23 protein-coding genes are annotated in these 18,464 nt (G+C 40.2%); 16 read left to right on the top strand and 7 right to left on the bottom strand.

Annotated elements, in window-relative coordinates:
- Position 1: 1 nt before the first annotated feature.
- Together ACSVDJ_RS10180 and ACSVDJ_RS10175 are read right to left on the bottom strand one after the other, a co-directional pair.
- Positions 2-757, bottom strand: coding sequence for an ABC transporter permease (locus ACSVDJ_RS10180; RefSeq protein ID WP_439168516.1), 756 nt, complete (start codon positions 755-757; stop codon positions 2-4).
- Positions 757-1,482, bottom strand: a complete 726-nt coding sequence (locus ACSVDJ_RS10175) for an ABC transporter ATP-binding protein (protein ID WP_439169070.1) — start codon at positions 1,480-1,482, stop codon at positions 757-759. The genes ACSVDJ_RS10180 and ACSVDJ_RS10175 overlap by 1 nt, the downstream gene beginning before the upstream one ends.
- Positions 1,483-1,655: 173 nt before the next feature.
- Here ACSVDJ_RS10175 and fakB point away from each other — a divergent pair, with 173 nt between their 5' ends.
- The 3 genes from fakB (at position 1,656) to ACSVDJ_RS10160 (ending at position 3,575) form a co-directional block, all read left to right on the top strand.
- Positions 1,656-2,498, top strand: coding sequence for a fatty acid kinase binding subunit FakB (fakB, locus tag ACSVDJ_RS10170; RefSeq protein ID WP_439168514.1), 843 nt, complete (start codon positions 1,656-1,658; stop codon positions 2,496-2,498).
- 317 nt (positions 2,499-2,815) lie between these two features.
- The gene (locus ACSVDJ_RS10165; RefSeq protein ID WP_439168513.1) at positions 2,816-3,289 is read left to right on the top strand and encodes an 8-oxo-dGTP diphosphatase; all 474 of its coding nucleotides are present in this window, start codon (positions 2,816-2,818) and stop codon (positions 3,287-3,289) included.
- Positions 3,290-3,293: 4 nt separating this feature from the next.
- On the top strand, positions 3,294-3,575 hold the full coding sequence (locus ACSVDJ_RS10160) for a hypothetical protein (RefSeq protein ID WP_518618769.1): 282 nt from the start codon (positions 3,294-3,296) through the stop codon (positions 3,573-3,575).
- Between the two features lie 376 nt (positions 3,576-3,951).
- Here the strand turns inward: ACSVDJ_RS10160 and ACSVDJ_RS10155 are convergent, their stop codons facing one another.
- Positions 3,952-4,680: a hypothetical protein gene (locus ACSVDJ_RS10155; RefSeq protein ID WP_439168509.1), complete on the bottom strand. Its 729-nt coding sequence runs from the start codon at positions 4,678-4,680 to the stop codon at positions 3,952-3,954.
- A 71-nt stretch (positions 4,681-4,751) separates the two neighbouring features.
- The gene (locus ACSVDJ_RS10150) at positions 4,752-5,156 is read right to left on the bottom strand and encodes a hypothetical protein (protein ID WP_439168508.1); all 405 of its coding nucleotides are present in this window, start codon (positions 5,154-5,156) and stop codon (positions 4,752-4,754) included.
- An 89-nt stretch (positions 5,157-5,245) separates the two neighbouring features.
- Between ACSVDJ_RS10150 and ACSVDJ_RS10145 the strand changes: the two genes are divergently transcribed.
- Positions 5,246-5,374 (top strand): hypothetical protein, encoded by a 129-nt coding sequence (locus ACSVDJ_RS10145; protein WP_518618767.1) that lies wholly within the window; start codon positions 5,246-5,248, stop codon positions 5,372-5,374.
- Positions 5,375-5,767: 393 nt separating this feature from the next.
- On the opposite strand, the gene ACSVDJ_RS10140 is transcribed toward ACSVDJ_RS10145, so the two are convergent.
- Positions 5,768-5,941, bottom strand: coding sequence for a hypothetical protein (locus tag ACSVDJ_RS10140; protein ID WP_439168506.1), 174 nt, complete (start codon positions 5,939-5,941; stop codon positions 5,768-5,770).
- A gap of 31 nt (positions 5,942-5,972) precedes the next feature.
- Positions 5,973-6,488: a PCYCGC motif-containing (lipo)protein gene (locus ACSVDJ_RS10135; protein WP_439168504.1), complete on the bottom strand. Its 516-nt coding sequence runs from the start codon at positions 6,486-6,488 to the stop codon at positions 5,973-5,975.
- Between the two features lie 132 nt (positions 6,489-6,620).
- Here ACSVDJ_RS10135 and ACSVDJ_RS10130 point away from each other — a divergent pair, with 132 nt between their 5' ends.
- From ACSVDJ_RS10130 to ACSVDJ_RS10075, 12 genes are all read left to right on the top strand, one after another.
- On the top strand, positions 6,621-7,403 hold the full coding sequence (locus ACSVDJ_RS10130; RefSeq protein ID WP_439168502.1) for an SGNH/GDSL hydrolase family protein: 783 nt from the start codon (positions 6,621-6,623) through the stop codon (positions 7,401-7,403).
- Positions 7,400-8,005 (top strand): YpmS family protein, encoded by a 606-nt coding sequence (locus ACSVDJ_RS10125; protein WP_439168501.1) that lies wholly within the window; start codon positions 7,400-7,402, stop codon positions 8,003-8,005. Before ACSVDJ_RS10130 ends, ACSVDJ_RS10125 begins: the two co-directional genes overlap by 4 nt.
- Before the next feature lie 82 nt (positions 8,006-8,087).
- Complete coding sequence (locus tag ACSVDJ_RS10120) at positions 8,088-8,312, top strand: YozE family protein (protein WP_439168500.1); 225 nt, start codon at positions 8,088-8,090, stop codon at positions 8,310-8,312.
- Positions 8,313-8,379: 67 nt separating this feature from the next.
- The gene (locus ACSVDJ_RS10115) at positions 8,380-9,150 is read left to right on the top strand and encodes a sporulation protein (protein WP_439168499.1); all 771 of its coding nucleotides are present in this window, start codon (positions 8,380-8,382) and stop codon (positions 9,148-9,150) included.
- Between the two features lie 68 nt (positions 9,151-9,218).
- A complete protein-coding gene (gene deoD / locus ACSVDJ_RS10110) occupies positions 9,219-9,923 on the top strand; it encodes a purine-nucleoside phosphorylase (RefSeq protein ID WP_439168497.1) in 705 nt (234 codons plus the stop codon).
- Positions 9,924-9,981: 58 nt separating this feature from the next.
- Entirely contained in the window at positions 9,982-10,773 is a 792-nt protein-coding gene (locus tag ACSVDJ_RS10105) for a M15 family metallopeptidase (RefSeq protein WP_439168496.1), read from the top strand.
- A gap of 157 nt (positions 10,774-10,930) precedes the next feature.
- Entirely contained in the window at positions 10,931-12,403 is a 1,473-nt protein-coding gene (locus tag ACSVDJ_RS10100; protein ID WP_439169068.1) for a lmo1851 family serine protease, read from the top strand.
- An 87-nt stretch (positions 12,404-12,490) separates the two neighbouring features.
- A complete protein-coding gene (locus ACSVDJ_RS10095; RefSeq protein ID WP_439168495.1) occupies positions 12,491-13,402 on the top strand; it encodes a CobW family GTP-binding protein in 912 nt (303 codons plus the stop codon).
- Positions 13,403-13,470: 68 nt separating this feature from the next.
- On the top strand, positions 13,471-13,803 hold the full coding sequence (locus ACSVDJ_RS10090; RefSeq protein ID WP_439168493.1) for a hypothetical protein: 333 nt from the start codon (positions 13,471-13,473) through the stop codon (positions 13,801-13,803).
- 307 nt (positions 13,804-14,110) lie between these two features.
- Entirely contained in the window at positions 14,111-14,830 is a 720-nt protein-coding gene (locus tag ACSVDJ_RS10085) for a YkwD family sporulation-associated protein (RefSeq protein ID WP_439168491.1), read from the top strand.
- Positions 14,831-14,944: 114 nt separating this feature from the next.
- Positions 14,945-15,721: an SDR family oxidoreductase gene (locus ACSVDJ_RS10080; protein ID WP_439168489.1), complete on the top strand. Its 777-nt coding sequence runs from the start codon at positions 14,945-14,947 to the stop codon at positions 15,719-15,721.
- Between the two features lie 35 nt (positions 15,722-15,756).
- Positions 15,757-17,070, top strand: coding sequence for a TrkH family potassium uptake protein (locus ACSVDJ_RS10075; RefSeq protein ID WP_439168487.1), 1,314 nt, complete (start codon positions 15,757-15,759; stop codon positions 17,068-17,070).
- Positions 17,071-17,086: 16 nt separating this feature from the next.
- On the opposite strand, the gene ACSVDJ_RS10070 is transcribed toward ACSVDJ_RS10075, so the two are convergent.
- Positions 17,087-18,460, bottom strand: coding sequence for an MATE family efflux transporter (locus ACSVDJ_RS10070; protein WP_439168486.1), 1,374 nt, complete (start codon positions 18,458-18,460; stop codon positions 17,087-17,089).
- Between the last annotated feature and the right edge of the window lie 4 nt (positions 18,461-18,464).

Genomic DNA, 18,464 nt, shown 5'->3' with positions numbered 1-18,464 from the left:
TTCATGTTTCTTCAAAAATTAATTGCTGACGTCGATTAAATAAACTTGGATAAAGTAGTAATCCTAAAATAATGCTCGTTAATGAGGCCATCGCTAACAGGGAGAACACAATGATCAATTGATAACGAACCGCTTGGATGGGGTCGGCACCGGCGATAATTTGACCGGTCATCATGCCGGGAAGCTGAACGAGTCCGATCGTTTTCGTTCCATCGATTGTTGGAATGAGGCTGGCACGAATCGTATCTTTTAAGATCGATTGTATCGCTTGTTTTGGCGAGCCTCCTAATGACAAGATGACAAGCACTTCTGCCTTTCTTGATTGAAGCTCTGCTTTTAACCGGTTAAGCAGTAAACTACAAATCACCATCGAGCTTCCGATGATCATTCCGCTAATTGGAATGACATATCTAGGAGTGGGTGGGATGATGTTCAACCCTAGTAGAAAGGTCATCGCAATGATTTCAATGATGACTAAAGTAGCAAGCACGCGCAGATGAATGTTAGGAAATCCATGTCCTTTTTTCACGACATTTTGCGCGGCTACACCAATCATTAGTGAAATCATGAGAAGGATAAACAATGGATGATCGGCGGAAAAAATAAATGAGAGGACATAGCCGATAATTAAAAGTTGAACGGTCGCCCTAAAAGCTGATATTAATAGGTCCTTTTCTAGACCGAGCTTTAAACTTTTGGATAAAATAATCGCTAAAAAGACAAAGACGAGGGCAGAAGACAAAGTGAGTAAACTCATTATGACCATTCTCCCTTCAAAAAACGGCGAGTAATTTCGTTCTTAGGCTGTTGAAAAAAAGAAGCTGTGTCCGTTGCTTCCACAACCTCACCGTCGACTAACAACCATGTGACATCTCCGACTCGTTTCGCTTGTTCTAAATCATGAGTCACCCATAGGATCGTTTTTTTCTCTTGCTTTTGAATGTTGACAATCAATTGTTCAATTTCACGTGCAGAAGACATATCGAGAGCTGAAGTGACTTCATCTAATAATAAGATCGACGTTGGATTGACGAGCGTTCGGGCGAGAGCGACTCGCTGTTTTTGCCCACCGGAAAGTTCAGCGGCATTACGTGTCAATAAGCTCGTTGGCAAGCCGACATACTCTAATTTTTTCTCCGCATCTTGAAGCTCTACTTGATGAAGTCGAGCCGCCAACATGAGGTTGTCTTCCACCGTTCCTGGAAGCATCGTTGGTGTTTGAAACGCAAGACCGACATATTTTCGTAACTCGTTCACGTTCCATTTACGTACTTCTTTGCCATCGATGAACACTTCTCCGTGATCAGGCGTCAGCATCAGATTGCAAAGAGATAAAAGCGTGCTTTTTCCAGAGCCGGAAGGACCGACTAACGTTAAAATGACGCCTTGAGGAACTTCGGCAGTCATTTGGTGAAGAACCTTTTGTGTACCGTTCTGAAAATATTTGTCTACTTGCTTAAATGTTACTGCATAATCTGTCATCAATAATAAACCACCTATTCCATTTGAAATATTGACGTGTATTAGCTATTATCCTAAATTAGACCTCTCGTTTTCAAGTTTGAAGCCGGTCGAAATAAGTAAATATTGTTTAACTTCCTTGCATTTAGCGGTATAATGACAAGAGATTGACTGTATAGTTAGGATGTGTAAGTATGAAAAAAATCAAAATAGTGACCGATTCTACCGGAGATATTAGGGAAGCCGATTTAGAGAAATACGGAATTACTAGAGTTCCATTAACGATTTTAATAGACGGTGAATCTTATTTAGATGGAGTGGAACTTGCACCGGATGAATTTTTAGTGAAAATGCAGCAAGCGAAAGAATTGCCGAAAAGCTCGCAGCCGCCTGTTGGCCGTTTTTTAGAAGTATATGATGAGCTTGGTAAGGATGGCAGTGAGATTCTATCGATTCATATGACTGGGAAGATGAGCGGAACTGTTCGTTCTGCTCAGCAAGCTGCTGAAATGAGTGAGTCGAAAGTGACGGTGTTAGACTCTGGCTATATTTCGAAAGCTTTATCTTTTCAAGTAATCGAAGCAGCGAAAATGGCAGAGGAAGGTCGCACGATGGACGAGATCGTCGCGAAATTAGCGGAAATCCGCTCGCAAACGAAGCTGTATATTGTTGTTGATACGCTAGAAAATTTAATTAAAGGTGGTCGCATCGGAAAAGCCACTGGATTTATCGGCTCTTTATTAAATATTAAGCCGATTTTGAATTTGGACCTTGCTGAACTAAGTCCAGTGACGAAAGTTCGTAGCCATGCACAAGTTGTGAAATTTTTATCGAAGCAGCTAGCGGAAGAGCTCAAAGGCAAAGAGCTAATCAAAGTAGGCCTTGCTCACGCAGATGGACAAGACCTTGCTCGTAAGCTAACAGACAAAGTGATTGAATTGACTGGCTTTGAAGATATTGAAATCGATACAACAACACCGATCATCTCCACGCATACCGGCATTGGCGCATTGGCGATTATGTATTGGGCGAAATAGAAAATTTTTCAACTAAGTTCCTAAAATAAAAGCGGTGTAGAAAAATAACGGGTTCGGTTGTTGAGGATAAAATGTAAAAAGGTAATATAAATGGGAGTCCAATTCACATATGAATTGGACTCCCATTATTTATCCCGCATTAACGGGCTGTAAGACTCCCACCTCAACATGGCAGAAAGAGCGTAGGCATGTAGGTGGGAGATCAACAGCCCGTAAAAGCCCAATCTGTTCACCTAACAATCTGTGAGGGATGAAGAACCCCCCCACAGATTGAAGGTTCACTTTATTGGTATATCAATATTTTGAGGGGGAAAAAGATGAGTGAGAGTGTTAATTATAAATTTTGGACTGTTTGTTTGGTTCAAAAAGGAGATTATGTACTGCTATTAAATAGACAGCACGATAATTTTAAGGGATTTATACCTCCAGGGGGAAAAGTGGAGTTTCCCGAAAGTTTTACGGAAGCAGCCATTAGAGAGGTTAAGGAAGAAACAGGTTTAGAAGTAAGCAACCTTGTTTATAAAGGACTTTATGAGTACGTTAATCCAGAAAAAAATGACAGGTATATGATTTTCAACTATATAACTAACTGTTTTAGTGGGACATTGTTGGAAGACTCACCCGAAGGTAAACCTGTTTGGGTTAATATCAATGAAATCCCTAATCTTCCTATGCAGGGTTCAATAAGAAGAAGATTTCCTTTGTTTTTTGAAGATGGAACTTTTGAGATTCAGGTTGAATGGGATAATGAGAAAAACCAAGAGGGGCAAGTTACCATAAAGAAAACCTAAATATATGATAAAAGGAGCAGGTTTCTGCTCCTTTTTAAATTATTTAGTGGATAGTGATTGGCATTATAGTTATACAGGAGATGAAGCACATCCGATTTTTGAACGAATTAATACAGAACATGGTGCTCAAAATAAACCTTTAAATGATTTAACATGCGTGGCTAAAATTATTTTGTTTACTTTGCATTTGGAAATGACCAAAATGATGCTTCATTATTTCAGTATGCACTTGAAAGTGTCTGTGTTGGTGAACATGAGATTAAACGATTGGCTACTACTTCGATAAAAAAAGAAGATGTAGCCAACAGTATAATAAAATTAGCTGAAAATATGTATAAGGATCGCTTGTTGTCATTTCGTGAATTCTATGAATCGTATAGCAAAGAGATGAAAAAATGATTATTCCAAAAATAACTGTCAGAAACGAAATGGTTAACCCTAACAAACGGTTCTCTCAAAGTTAAAAGACAAGTCGGCTGAAAGGTTGCTCTTTAACCTTTCCGTCGGCTCGCCTTTTGTTTGTCGTGGCTGATCAAGTTGGCTCCGCATAACAGGAGAATATGATATCTCACAATCCATAGGAATATTTATACTGTTATTTACTTCCTTATATTTGGAACACAAAAATGAGCGAGGTAGTTGCCCAACCTCACTCACAATTTTTATTTCAGACTGTTCAGCATGTTCTCTCCACGAGCTTCAATTAATTTGTTAATATTTCCAATGATAGAAATGATATTTTCATAGGATAAGTGTGTTGGCAGTGCTCTTTTAATCAAAGAATGGTCATCCCAATAAAAATTAACATTTAGCCCGTTTAGGTAATCTCCGTAATAATACTTTTCTACTAAAGAAACAAAAGCAGTCTCTCCTAGAAAATTTTTAAAATACTGTAAAGTTAAATCCCAATAGTCATGTAATAAGGTATTTCGTTTTTTATTGAAACCTTTTGGAACCAAAGTGAAATTTCCAATTGAGTGCGTTAATTTAGCAAACTTTTTTACACTTTCATTTTCATTGATTGTTTTATAATGTTCATAAACTTCATCTTTCAGTAACCATTTGTACCGAGTAGGATAATTATTAATTCCTGCCTTTTCCCAATAGTCACTATCATAAGATTTCAGTAATAATCTGTATACTCTATAAAATGAATTCATTGTATCGCAATCATAAAAGTTTAATTCTTTAGCACTCAAACTCCACAGTTTTTCATATATTTCTTTTGCAAGTTCACAGCGATCACAATCAAAACTAGATTGTGAGAAATCAAGTTTGAATTCAAAAAATTTCTTTATTGGATTATCCTCATTCTTAACTCTATCCGTAGGTGATTCATTCTTAAAATCGTAATTGTAGCTTTCGTTTTCTAAAAAATCTTCTAAATTCATAACCTTACCTCGCATTCATTGCCATAATAAACGTCAAATAATTAGCCAAATAGCGAAGAGCCAAAAATTTGTTATTGCAGTCTTTTTGTATAGATATCAGCAATTCCATAAAGCAAGCTAATGATTGTAAATATTGCAATAGATGATAAATCAGTTAAATTGTATCTCTCAATGAAAAAAGAAAATAATTTTTCAAAAATTATTTTTCCTGTGAAGAATCCAATAAAAGTAAAAATAAAGAGTTTAAACAAAGATTTATTAAAGAACCTTTCGATCAGAATTGTAAGTGGTAGTATCAATAAAATATAAATTAAAAAACCATATAAAGCGCCAATCCAGATTAAATTCAGGCCAAAGTCAACATGTTCAGTCGTTGTAATTTTATTTCCTTCTATTCTTTCTAATAACCAAAAACCAAAACCAAACAAAATTAAGAAGAGGAATCCCAAAATGGTATAACGTTTGGTACTATACATTTCTTCACCACTTTCTATGAATTCTAAAAGACGTTATGAGAAATTTAAAAACAGGGTTATAGAAGGTGGAAGTGTTTCGGGATTGGTAAATGAAGAGGGTTAGTGTTAATTGGAATGTAAAACTAATTGGGTCAGCAGTCGAACTGAATACTTTGTATAAAGAGTTAAAAGAAATAATTGTGAATGATTTATACCAATTGGATACACCTAATAAATAAAATCCCAGCCCGACTCTATGTTATGTTGTCGGACTGGGACTTGCTTTTCACTTTGTCCAGCTCCAGGTGCCAACGACTAGTGTACTTCCGCCCTCCTCCTTGCGATAAGTCAACATCGATTCACTATCGTTCATCGTGTTTCCTTTATCTCGTGCGGATGGCTCCAGTCCATACGTCGCTGAGCAGCGCCTTCCGCTTTTCTCTTGTCCAGCTCCGCCTCCTAGACACTCGAGTCAAATAACCTGTCGCTTACAAGACTGTCGTCTTTCCAGCGCCAGAACATTTGCTTGTCGTATCTAGGCAGTCGGCTCCGCTTTTCGTGTTGTCCAGCTCCAGGCACTAGCGACTAGTGTACTTCCGCCCTCCTCCTTGCGATAAGTCAACATCGATTCACTATCGTTCATCGTGTTGTCTAGCTGCGCCAACTAGCCGCTCGAGGTCAAAAGCCAATCCGTCCAAAAGGTTAAAAAACAACCTTTCAGCCGGCTCGTCTTTTGCTTGTCGCGGCTGATCAAGTTGGCTCCGCATTTCATTTTCCTTTATCTCATGCGGTTGGCTCCAGTCCATACGTCGCTAAACGGCACCTTCCGCTTTTCTATTACGCAGGCATCGGCGTTGGAGTCGGCTCAGCATAGCCTTCATTATATTTGTTATCAATGTAGTCACGGATTTCTTTTAATGATTTGCCTTCTTTGTGCATGAGGACGGATTCGGCTGCGATTTCGAGGCAGACGCCGCAGCGTGTGCCGTGGTCGTCCCATACGACTTTTTCTTCGTTGATGTCAGCGACGAAGCAGTTTAAGTTGCTTTTATGACCGGCTGAATCGCCGCAGCCGCAGTAGCAAGGCATCGATTCTAGTACTTCTGGATTTTCGGCTGCTGCTAAATAGATGGTTTTCATTTGATCATCTTTATCTTGTAAAAAGTTTGGTATTTCATTGACGGAAGCGGTTTCTTCTTGGAGGTCACCGTTTGGCTGGGTATGCATATGATCCGTATGGGATTCGGATTCACTAGCTTTATGCCCTTCACTCTCTTCTTTAGACACAGAAGAGCAACCGACAATAAGCAAAAGTAAACTACTAAGAACGGCAAAGTAAGTTAATACTCGCATTGTAAATCTCCTTTTCTGTATAATGATTTATTATACATGAACAATGTGGGTGAAACCAATGGGAGTTATGGAGTGAGTGATCCTTTTTCTTACATATGAATATGCTATAATGTCAGTAGTTTAGACAGAGAGGTGAGAGATTTGAAGAAAGCATGGCTTCTTGTCGTTGCTTTCGTGTTTAGCTTATCTGCTTGTGCCGCTCAAGAAGAAAAGGTAGAGGTCGTGCCACAAGATTTACGTGTGGTTTCTATAGGGGATTCCTTAACAGAAGGTGTGGGCGATAGCACGAAAACAGGTGGCTATATCCCTTATTTACAAAACAAGCTAGTGGAGCTAGAAGAAGTGAAAGATGCCACCTTCACGAACTATGGAATTAAAGGGAATCGAACGGATCAGCTTCTTAAACGGTTAGATGAGCAACAAGTGAAGCAGTCGATTGAGCAGGCGGACTTTGTTATCATTACGATTGGCGGAAATGATATTATGAAAGTGTTGAGGGAAAATTTTACCGAGTTAAAGGTCAATCAGTTTGATGATGGAAGAGAGCAGTATGAAAAGCGCTTAAATGAAATTATTCAAAAAGTAAGGCGAAGCAATGAAGAAGCGGGAATCGTCTTAGTGGGATTGTATAACCCATTTTTAGATATGCTTCATGATGTTCAGGAAGTGGAATTGATTTTGAATGAATGGAATGGAACGAGCAAGCAAACAGTAGAGAAATACGATCGAACGACCTTTGTATCGGTAGAAGACCTATTTACTAATCCGACAGAGGAATTGTTATATGTCGATCAATTTCATCCGAATGATCGAGGTTATCAGTTGATGGGCGAGCGTATTTTTGACACAATTAAAGGTGAAGAGCTAGAAGAATTGACGAATAAGAAAATTATGTATGTAAAAGAGGAAGAATGATGAAGAATTTTTGGAAATATGCGTGTATCGGAATTGTAGTGGTGAACGTATGTGTGTTAATCGCGATCGCTGTCATGTTGTTTTCTCCGATGAAGGACGATGCGATGCCGACGGATGCGCCTCTAGAAGGGGTAGCTGAATTTCAAGTGAAGTCGAACAAAGAGGATTTAAATAGAATGATACAATCCTATATTGAAAAAGAAGCGAAAAATAGTCCGATAGAATTGAACATGTACTTAAAAGATGAAGTGATCATGTATGGACAAATACCGGTGTTTTCAAGTGGGATTGACTATAAGCTGACGTTTGAACCGAAAGCATTAGAGAATGGCGACATTGTGTTAAAGCAAAAAGAAATGAAGATGGGACGAGTAGATCTCCCTGTTTCATATGTGATGAAAACGGCTCGAGATGCTTATCCATTTCCGAAGTGGGTGAAATTCATGCCGAACGATCAAATGATCTATTTGTCATTGAATGAGCTAGAGTTGAAAAGCGAGATGAAAGTGCGTGCCGATCGCGTTGATTTGAAAAAAGATGATATTCAATTTACGTTAATGCTTTTAGAAGAAGAAGGAAGCAACGAAGCCGCTCAACAGTAATCGAGCGGCTTGTTTTATGTAGAAATTTCTTTACATTTTCTATCATTCTCCTTTATATTGAGGAAAAAAAGGAGGAGAACATGTGCGAAAATCATTTTTTCATTATTTAATGAAACATCGAGAAGAACCTCCACGCGATGAGATTGCGGACTTTGCCAATCATGCGTTTAAAGATCATAGCTTTCCGAAGCATGAAGCAAGCTATGATGAATTAAGCCGATACTTAGAGCTGAACGGACTCTATTTACGAAGCATGGCCGTTTTTGATGAAGCGTGGGAAAAATACATCGAAGAAGAAAAAGATTAAAAAATGAAACCTTTTGCTTTTCATTTGCGTATCATTAGGTAACAAAAAAATTTAGGGGGAGTTTTTTATGTCATTTTTCGGTAAAGTTTTAGCGAGCTTTGGTGTAGGTGGAGCGAGAGTCGATACGAAACTAGAGCGTTCGGAATATACGGCTGGAGAGCTGATGCGTGGTAAGGTGGAAATTTACGGAGGGAATGTTCCTCAAAACATTGACTCGATTTACTTAAAGGTAAACACAACGTACACACGCGAAACCGATGATCATAAATATACTGATTATGCGGCAGTGAAGAAGCAGAAGTTAAATGAGCCATTTACGATTGGGGCGGGAGAGACGAAAGTGATCCCGTTTGAATTGGAATTGCCGCTGGACACACCGATCACTTATGGCAAGACGCGCGTATGGGTCGAAACGGGTTTAGATATTAAAAATGCGGTCGACCCAGAGGATAAAGACTACATAGAAGTGCGTCCGACGCCGCTTGCGACGAAGATTTTGGAAGAAATCGAGCTACTTGGTTTTCGCTTACGCAAAGTCGATTGTGAACAGGCTTCATTAAAAATTGCAAGCCGTTATCCGTTCGTTCAGGAATTTGAGTTTGTTCCAACGACAGGAGTATTCCGTGGTCGCCTCGACGAATTGGAACTCATGTTTATTTCCCAAGCAGAGCAGTCCGCTCAACTATTAATTGAAGTCGACCGCAAAGCGAGAGGATTAGGTGGTTTTCTTGCGGAGGCGCTTGAAATGGACGAAAGTTTGATCAATGTTCGTGTGACGGCGCAAGACTTGCCACAACTAAGAGAGAAGCTTACACAAATCATTTCCGCTCATATGTAACAATTGCAACGACTAAATAAAAACATTACAATAAATGGTGCAATAGCTATCCTACTGGAGGTTTGATGATGAGCATTCATATTGGAGCAAAGGAACATGAAATTGCTGAAACAGTCCTTTTACCAGGAGATCCATTAAGAGCAAAGTATATCGCTGAAACGTTTTTAGACAATCCAGTGTGCTACAACGAAGTCCGCAATATGTTCGGCTATACGGGTACTTATAAAGGGAAAAGAGTATCTGTTCAAGGTACTGGAATGGGCGTTCCATCCATTTCGATTTATATTAATGAATTAATGCAAAGCTACAATGTCCAAAACTTAATTCGCGTAGGCACTTGTGGTGCGCTTCAAAAAGATGTGAAAGTACGCGACGTCATTTTAGCGATGAGTGCGTCGACGGATTCGCAAATGAATCGCTTCACCTTTAATGGTGTTGATTATGCCCCGACAGCGAACTGGGATTTATTGAAGAAGGCTTATGATGCTGGTACGGAAAAAGGCCTTCATTTAAAAGTAGGGAACGTATTTACCGCAGATATGTTTTACAACGACAATGCCGAGCATCAAAAATGGGCTGACTACGGCATGTTAGCGATTGAGATGGAAACGTCTGCTCTTTATACACTGGCAGCGAAATTCGGTCGCAAAGCGCTTTCTGTATTAACAGTGAGTGATCACATTATTACAGGAGAAGAAACGACAGCGGACGAGCGCCAAACGACATTCAATGAAATGATCGAAGTCGCTTTAGAAGCAGCGATTCAAGAGTAATCACGAGAAGGCCAGCCTAGCATAAAAAAAGGCTGGCTTTCCTATGTGAAATGAAATTATGGGGAAATCAGGTGACGAAATGAAGAAGACCGGGTTGTTATTGTCAGCCGTATTATTATTAGGCGGTTGTCAGTCAGCGGATGAAGAGAAGAAAGTAGAGAAAGAAACGACTCAAGAAGAGAAGAAGGTGAGCCAGCCATCTGGCCCACAGCTTGAAGCTGTTTTTTTCAATGAAGTGAAACAGGTGGATGGTCAAGCTGTAATTGCCAATCCAGAGAATGTGCTAGCGTTAGTTAATAAGGAATTTACTTTGCCGGGAGAGTATAAGCCGGCCGATTTAGTGCGTCCGAACGTGCCCTTTTCCTTTGGCAATCAAGACATTGAAAAAAGCTATATGAGAAAAGAAGCGGCGGAAGCGATGGAAGAAATGTTCCAAGCGGCAGAGCAAGATGGCATTTATTTATTTGCTGTTTCTGGCTATCGCTCGTATGAACGGCAGCAACAAATTTTGGCGAATCAAATCGCTAAAGTAGGAGAAGAGAAAGCATTAGAAGCGGTGGCTCCACCGGGTTCGAGTGAGCATCAAACGGGCTTGACGATGGATATTTCCGCAGAAAGTGTACAATTTGATCTCGTGCAATCGTTTGAAACGACACCAGAAGGTCAATGGTTAGAGCAAAACGCTCACCAATTCGGATTCATTTTGCGCTATCCGAAAAACAAGGAAGATGTGACACAATATATGTATGAGCCGTGGCATTTCCGCTATGTTGGAAAGGATGCGGCGAAGGACATGTTTGAAAAGGGCTGGACGCTTGAAGAATATTTTAACAATGTAGAGAAAATTTAACATAATCTAGGAGAAGACCAAGGATATGATGTAGAATAAGTGAAAAACTTCCCATTCCACGAAATGGGGAGTTTTTTCTTTTTTATTATTTGAAAAACTGTTAGAATGGAAGAGTTGAAAAAATAACTGTATTAAAGGATGGAAAGCGGTGAGCAACATGGAAGAAAATCAATCAGAACAATCTGGTGACAAGCAGACCCATTATATTCGATTAAAGAAGTTTCATTTCGTTATGCTTGTATTCTTTCTCGTCTTTGTCTCAGCAGCTATTACTACAATTGCTCTAGCTTTCGGCGATGAAAAAGCAGCGGAAGTGGGCGTGACGCCTCGTAATGAGTTTACCAAGTTATATGAAGCATATGACAAGCTACAAAATAACTATTACAAGGACTTAAATAAAGATCAGCTCATAGATGGTGCAATTAATGGGATGTTGGACTCACTAGATGATCCATATTCAGATTATATGGATCAAAAAGAAGCAAAAAGCTTTCATGAAAGTGTTTCAGCATCCTTTGAAGGAATTGGGGCTGAAATTAGAGAAGAAGATGGAGCGATTATGATTGTTTCGCCAATTAAAGGATCACCAGCGGAAAAGGCCGGCATTAAACCGAATGATAAAGTCCTTTCGGTGGATGGCAAAAGCGTTCAAGGCATGGGGTCTTCTGAAGCGGTCATGTTGATTCGCGGCGAAAAAGGAACGAAAGTCAAATTGAAAATTCAACGTGCAGGAACAGCGAAACCAATCGAAATGACGATTGTACGTGATGAAATTCCAGTCGAAACAGTTTATGCGACAATGGATGATCACAAAGTCGCTCATATTCAAATTACGAGCTTTTCCGATCATACGGCAGAAGAATTGAAAAAAGCAATAAAAGATATGGAATCCCAAGGGATGACATCGATGATTCTTGATTTACGCCAAAATCCTGGAGGGTTATTGGACCAAGCAGTAGAAATTACGAGCATGTTTGTCCCAGAAGGCAAAGTGTTATTCCAAGTGGAAGACCACGCAGGAAAACGTAAGAAGTTTGTGTCTGACGGTAAGCCAAAGTTTGATCTTCCAGTCGCTGTACTTGTCGACGAAGGAAGCGCTAGTGCATCGGAAATTTTTGCCGCAGCGATGAAAGAATCAGCTGGTATTCCGATTATCGGTGAGAAAACATTCGGGAAAGGAACCGTTCAAACATCCGCAGAATTCAAGGACGGCTCTAATATGAAATTTACAACAGCGAAATGGTTAACACCGAACGGAAACTGGATTCATAAGAAAGGTGTCACACCGGATACAGTCGTGAAATTACCGAGCTATGCCAACTTAGCTTTCTTAAATCCAGATCAACCATTGAAGTTAGATCAATTATCAGATGAAGTAAAGAATGCTGAGAAGATGCTAGAGGCGATCGGTATCAGCCCTGGAAAAGTGGACGGCTTTTTTGATGAACAAACAGAAGCAGCTGTGAAACAATTCCAAGAACGAACCGGGCTTGAAACAACCGGTATTATTGAAGGTAAAACATCACTTGAACTCATGGCGAAACTAAGAGAGCAAATTGAACAAAATGATACACAAAAACAAAAAGCCATCGAGATTTTAACGAAGCAGAAAGCTCCAGCTGCTTCCTAATGCAAAAAAAGGCTGTTTCAAAGAGAGTCTCTTCTCTTTGAAAGCAGCCTTTTCTGTTGAGCAACTATATAAAAAAGGGTGAGCAGGATGAAAAAACAAGTATATGTGCTGTCAGGGTTTTTAGGAAGTGGCAAAACGACGTTACTAAAGCAGTTATTACAGCATTTAAAGTCAAATGATCGCCGACCGGCCGTATTAATGAATGAACTAGGAGACATTTCGATTGATTCCGATGAAGTTGACGAAGAAACGCCATTAAAAGAACTCTTAAACGGTTGCATTTGTTGTACGATTCAAGACAAGCTAGAAGCGCAGTTACAGGAGTTGTTAGTAACAGAAGAATTCGATGACTTAATTATTGAGACGACGGGAGCGGCGCATCCGGTAGAAGCAATTGACGCCATTATGTCCCCATTGTTTGCGGAACAGCTACAATGGAAAGGGATTATTACGATCGTTGATTGCCTTGCGTGGAAAAACCGGGCGAACCTATCACCAGCCGTGCTGCAATTGATGTACGAACAAATTAAGCATGCCGACTTATTAGTCATTAATAAAATCGATCTTGTCTCTGAAATGGATCAGGGAATGATCACCTATGATATTCAACAAATTAATGGAAATGCATCGATTTGTTTAACGACAAATGCTAAAGTTTCAATGAAGCAGTTAAGTGAAATGAACATGTCCCCTAAAGGTGAAAGAATGGCTGTTCATGCTCATCAGCACTTACATTTAACGGTTTTTAGCCATACCTTTCATGGCAGTGTCGATATCGAAGCATTTGAGCAATGGTTACGAGGGACGAGCGAGCAACTGTACCGAATGAAGGGATACGTACCTGTCAGCAATAGGCAATATCCGATGCTGTTTCAATATTCTTATGGTATGCCCTTATGGATGCCAGAAGAAATGAATATGCCGACAAATGTTGTCATCATCGGCGAAGGCCTAAATCAAGAGGCGATCATTTCCGAACTAAAGGCGTTGGAAAAATAAAAAAGCTTTATCCTTGCTTCACATACCCCTTATAGTATAAAATAACAATCGGAAAGGGGGTTGTTATCATGTTCATAGTGCTTATGTTATTATTATTCTCATTCATTTTCATCGGGATTTCTTATCGCTATTGGCCAGTTTCAGTCGAGAAAATTCAATTGGACGAGGTGAAATCTTATCCTATTATTGATGTTAGAGACTATCAGGAGGCGAACCAAGTACCTGTACAGGAAGCGATCCAAATACCTTGTGGCTATATTCCGCGTTACGCCCCTAATTTGAATGAAAAGGTGGTCTATATCGCTGCTGGAAATACGGTGGAGTGTAACTTTGCTGTTCGGCTGTTGAAACGATTTGATATTGAAGTCAAAGGCTGTATTTGCATGAATAGTGCCTGTTAATTTTGTTCGTTATTTGTCATAATTGTTACATTAGTTGAGCGTCTATTCCGCTAATCTAGCTAATATTCATGCCAATTTTTTGATAGCGTGTGATAGTTTAGATGGTTATGGAATTTATTGGAAGTTAAGGGAACTTCTTTTAAACGCTGATAAGGTCAAGTGTTATCGAATTTTATATCGAAAAAATAAAAGCCAGTGGATCTCAATTGAGACAACTGGCTTTTTTGCTTCTATTTCCCTCTATTATGACAACAAAATCATGTTACGATGTAGTTGTCAAATCAAACAACCAGGAGGAAAACGAGCAATGAATAAAAAAGTCATCGTATCATTAGCTACATCATTTACCCTTTTGGCTGCCCCATTTGCAACAAAGTCAGAAGCAGCTACTAACAATACACAAGTAGCGAATCAATCGTCATGTCAATATAAAACATATACTCTTTCTCAAGATGGATGGAAGCAACTACAAGGAAAGAAAGACTTAGAGAAATTTACTAAGCAGTTCGGCAACGTTAGTCAAAAGCCTTCATCAAAGCCGACACAACAGCCAAAGCCGGAAGTGAAACCAAAGCCGACGCCACAACCAAAACCAGAGGTAAAACCAACACCTGAACAAAAACCAGCTGTTGATCCGAATACTTCTGCATTAAAGGCTTTTGAACAGCAAGTAGTCACTTTAACGAATAAAGAACGTACAAAAGTAGGGTTGCCAGCTTTGCAGATTGATAGTCAATTAAGTAAAGTTGCTCGCAAAAAGTCGGAAGATATGTTAGCCAACAACTATTTTTCTCATACAAGCCCAACGTACGGTTCTCCATTTGATATGATGAAGCAATTTGGCATTACCTATCGCTCAGCTGGAGAAAACATCGCTAAAGGTCAACGTACGCCGGAAGAAGTAGTCAAAGCTTGGATGAATAGCCCAGGGCATAAAGCTAATATTTTAAGCAAAGATTTCACTCATATTGGTGTTGGCTATGTAGAAAATGGCTCCATTTGGACACAACAATTTATTAAAAAATAATTCCTGAAACACCGTGGCAACACGGTGTTTTTTCTATTTGACTACTTATAATTGCATAATAACACCAAGATGCTTAATATGATAATATAACTATTGATTAATGGAGAGGATGTCATGAAGACAAAGACAGCGCTTATTACAGGCGGCTCGCGCGGAATTGGCAAAAGGACAGCTATCGCTTTAGCAGAGAATGGATTCGATCTTGTCATTAATTACCGTTCTAGCAAAAACGAGGCGGTTCAATTTGCGGAACAACTCTCAACAGACTATGCTATACAAGCCATCGCGATTCAAGGAGATATTTCGAAAAAAGAAGATTGTGATGATCTGATTGAACAGGCATTGAAGCAATTTGGTGGCATTGATATTTTTATTCATAACGCTGGCCCTTACGTAAAAGAGAGAAAAACGTTAGATGAGTATACATGGGATGAGTGGACGTACATGATGGATGGCAATTTAAACAGCGTCTTCTACTTAACGAAACTCACTTTACCGTTTATGCGTCAGAATGGCTGGGGACGTATCATTACATTCGGCTTTGATCGAGTCGAAACCGCTCCCGGCTGGATTTATCGTTCGGCCTTTGCTGCGGCGAAAACCGGTCTTGCTTCCTTAACAAGAACGATTTCCATCGAAGAAGCTAAACATGGCATCACCGCGAATATGGTATGTCCCGGCGATATCGTTGGTGAGTGGAAAGAAAAAAATATTGTTGATGCTGTGAAGACAGATACACTGGCACCAGTCGGTCGTAACGGAACCGGAGAAGACTTAGCTCGCGTCATTACTTTTCTCGTATCTGAGCCATCTAGCTTTATTACCGGAAGCATCATACCTGTCACAGGTGGACAAGATGTTTTAGGAAAAGTATTTCATTTGAAATCATAACGGATGTAAATATGACTGAAAAGAAGGTTGGTCAGATGAAAAGGATCAAAATGGCGCCATCTACTTTGCTTTTGTCCGTCTATGGTTTTTTTATCGTTGTAGGTGCTTGTTTATTGAAGCTTCCGATAGCAACGAATGAGCCGATTCGCTGGATCGATGCGTTGTTCACTTCCGCTTCAGCCATGACGGTGACAGGCTTAGGAGTCGTCGATACAGGAACTCATTTCACGACAGTCGGTCAATTCATTATTATGAGCCTCATCCAAGTAGGTGGCTTAGGAATCATGTCATTTGGGATCTTGATCTTTATGATTCTTGGTAAAAAAATCGGTTTGAAAAAGCGAGTAATGATGCAGGAAGTCCTCAATTATGTACACGTAGGAGGGGTCATTCGACTCGTTAAATATTTGTTTATTTTCTCCATAACGATTGAATTGATAGCTACCGCTTTTTTAGCGATGAAATGGGTGCCGGAGCTTGGCTGGAAGGATGGGCTATTTTACTCCTTTTTTCATGCGGTGTCCGCTTTTAACAATGCCGGTTTTTCTTTATGGTCTGACAACTTATCAAGCTATGTAGGGAGTCCGCTTGTCAATTTGACGATTACGTCCTTAATCATTTTAGGTGGAATAGGCTTTACGGTGATTGTTGACGTGTGGCAAAAGCGGAAGTGGAGAACATTTTCCTTACATACGAAAGTGATGCTTGTTGCGACTCTGGCGATTAATATTATTGGTTTATTGTTCTTTTTCTTCTTAGAGTCCGGCAATATGAAGACGATGGGGGCATTGCCGCTGTCCGATCAGCTTTGGGCTTCTTACTTTCAATCGATCACGACACGAACAGCTGGATTTAATACGGTCGATTTAAGCGGGATGGAAAATTCTACAGCTTTTTTGATCATGATTTTCATGTTTATCGGTGCAGGGAGTGGGTCGACCGCAGGAGGGATTAAGCTTTCAACGTTTGTCATCATGCTGGTAACGATGCTGACCTATGTACAAGGGCGAAAAGATATCCACCTGTTTGAGCGAACGGTTCGCACCGATCATCTTCTTCGGGTATTGTCGATTACGATGGTGAGTACATTTGTTGTTGTAGCAGGTGTGCTGATCATCAATATTACCGAGCCATTGCCATTTTTGCCGTTAATGTTTGAAGTGGTGTCCGCTTTCGGCACAGTCGGTTTATCGATGGGGGTTACGGCTTCTTTATCGCTTATTGGCAAGCTCGTCATTATTGCGATTATGATTACAGGGAAAGTGGGGCCACTTTCTTTAGTTTATCTCCTAGCCCGTAAGCAGGAGCAAAAATATAAATATCCAACGGAAGATATTTTAACCGGTTAAGATAACAACCCACGCCTCAGGAAGCGGCGTGGGTTGTTGTCGTCTGTTGAAATTTTTTCCGTTGAATAATAAGAAGTCGAGCAGAAAGGGTGAGTGCTCCGGCTGTTAATCCAGAAATTAAGCCGATCCAATAGCCAAATGCTTCAAGCCCTGTTTCATTCGCTAAATAATAGCCAAGTGGCAAGCCGATCACCCAATAGCTAATCATTGTCATGAAAAAGGTGACGTTGACATCTTTATAGCCGCGCAATGCTCCTTGAACAGGCGCTTGAATGGCGTCAGATAATTGGAATAAAGCAGCAAAGAGCAGAAACTGACTCGCAAGCTTGAGCACTTCCGGATGCGATGTATAAATGCCAGCAATTTGATCTCGGAATAAAAATAATAAAATCGTCGCAAGGAAGGAGACAAAAACAGTGATCGCTACGCCAAACCAGCTATAGATTTTCGCATCCTTCCATCGTTGCGCCCCGATTTCAAAGCCAACGACAATCGTTAAGGTCATCGACATACTCATCGGAACCATATAGAGCATCGATGAAAAGTTAAGAGCGATTTGATGAGCGGCAATGACGTTCGTACTGTATTCACTCATCAATAACGTCACTGCGGAAAAAATACTTGTTTCAAAAAAGATCGATAAGCCGATCGGAACCCCAATCAACAAAATTTCCTTCCATTTAGGAAAAGAGATAGCTGGAAAGGAGTGAAAAATTTTATAGTCGGAAAATGGTCGTTCCCGGTGGATAATCCATGCGGCAATGAAGGCGATGATCCAGTAAGTAAGTGCTGAAGCATAGCCGGCTCCAACGCCTCCAAAAGCAGGAAATCCCCATTTCCCAAAAATGAGTACATAGTTAAATAGCACATTTAACGGCAAAGCAATTAACGTAATGAGCATCGACGTTCTCGTCTTGCCGAGGGCGTCGATAAAGCAACGCAGCACCGTAAAGACAAAGACAGGAATGATTCCAAAAGCTAATGCCGTCACATAATCTTTAGCGATATGATGAACATTGCCTTCAAGCTTCATTAGCTGTAACAAAGGATTCAAGGTGACGCTACCGATCGCAAATACGATCAAGGCTAGGGCAATGGACGCATAGATCCCTTGCATCACTGAAAAAGGCACATCTTCTTTCCGCTCCGCTCCAACAAGCTGGGCGACGATCGGAGTAATCGCCAGCAAAATCCCACTTAGCCCAGTAAATACGGGCACCCAAAGAGAAGAACCGATTGCGACACCAGCGATATCGTCTGCGGAATAGCGGCTCGACATTAAAATATCGAAAAAGTTCATCGAGACCATTCCAAGTTGGGTGATCAAGATTGGAAGCATAATGTAAAAAAGCTGCTTCAGTTTTTCTTTCTTCGTAAAGGTCTGTTTCATGCCA

Source organism: Bacillus sp. Hm123 (assembly GCF_051842975.2).
Taxonomy (GTDB): domain Bacteria; phylum Bacillota; class Bacilli; order Bacillales; family Domibacillaceae; genus Bacillus_CE.
Note: the sequence above shows the minus strand (reverse complement) of the source record. Positions and strands in the feature narration are given on the sequence as shown.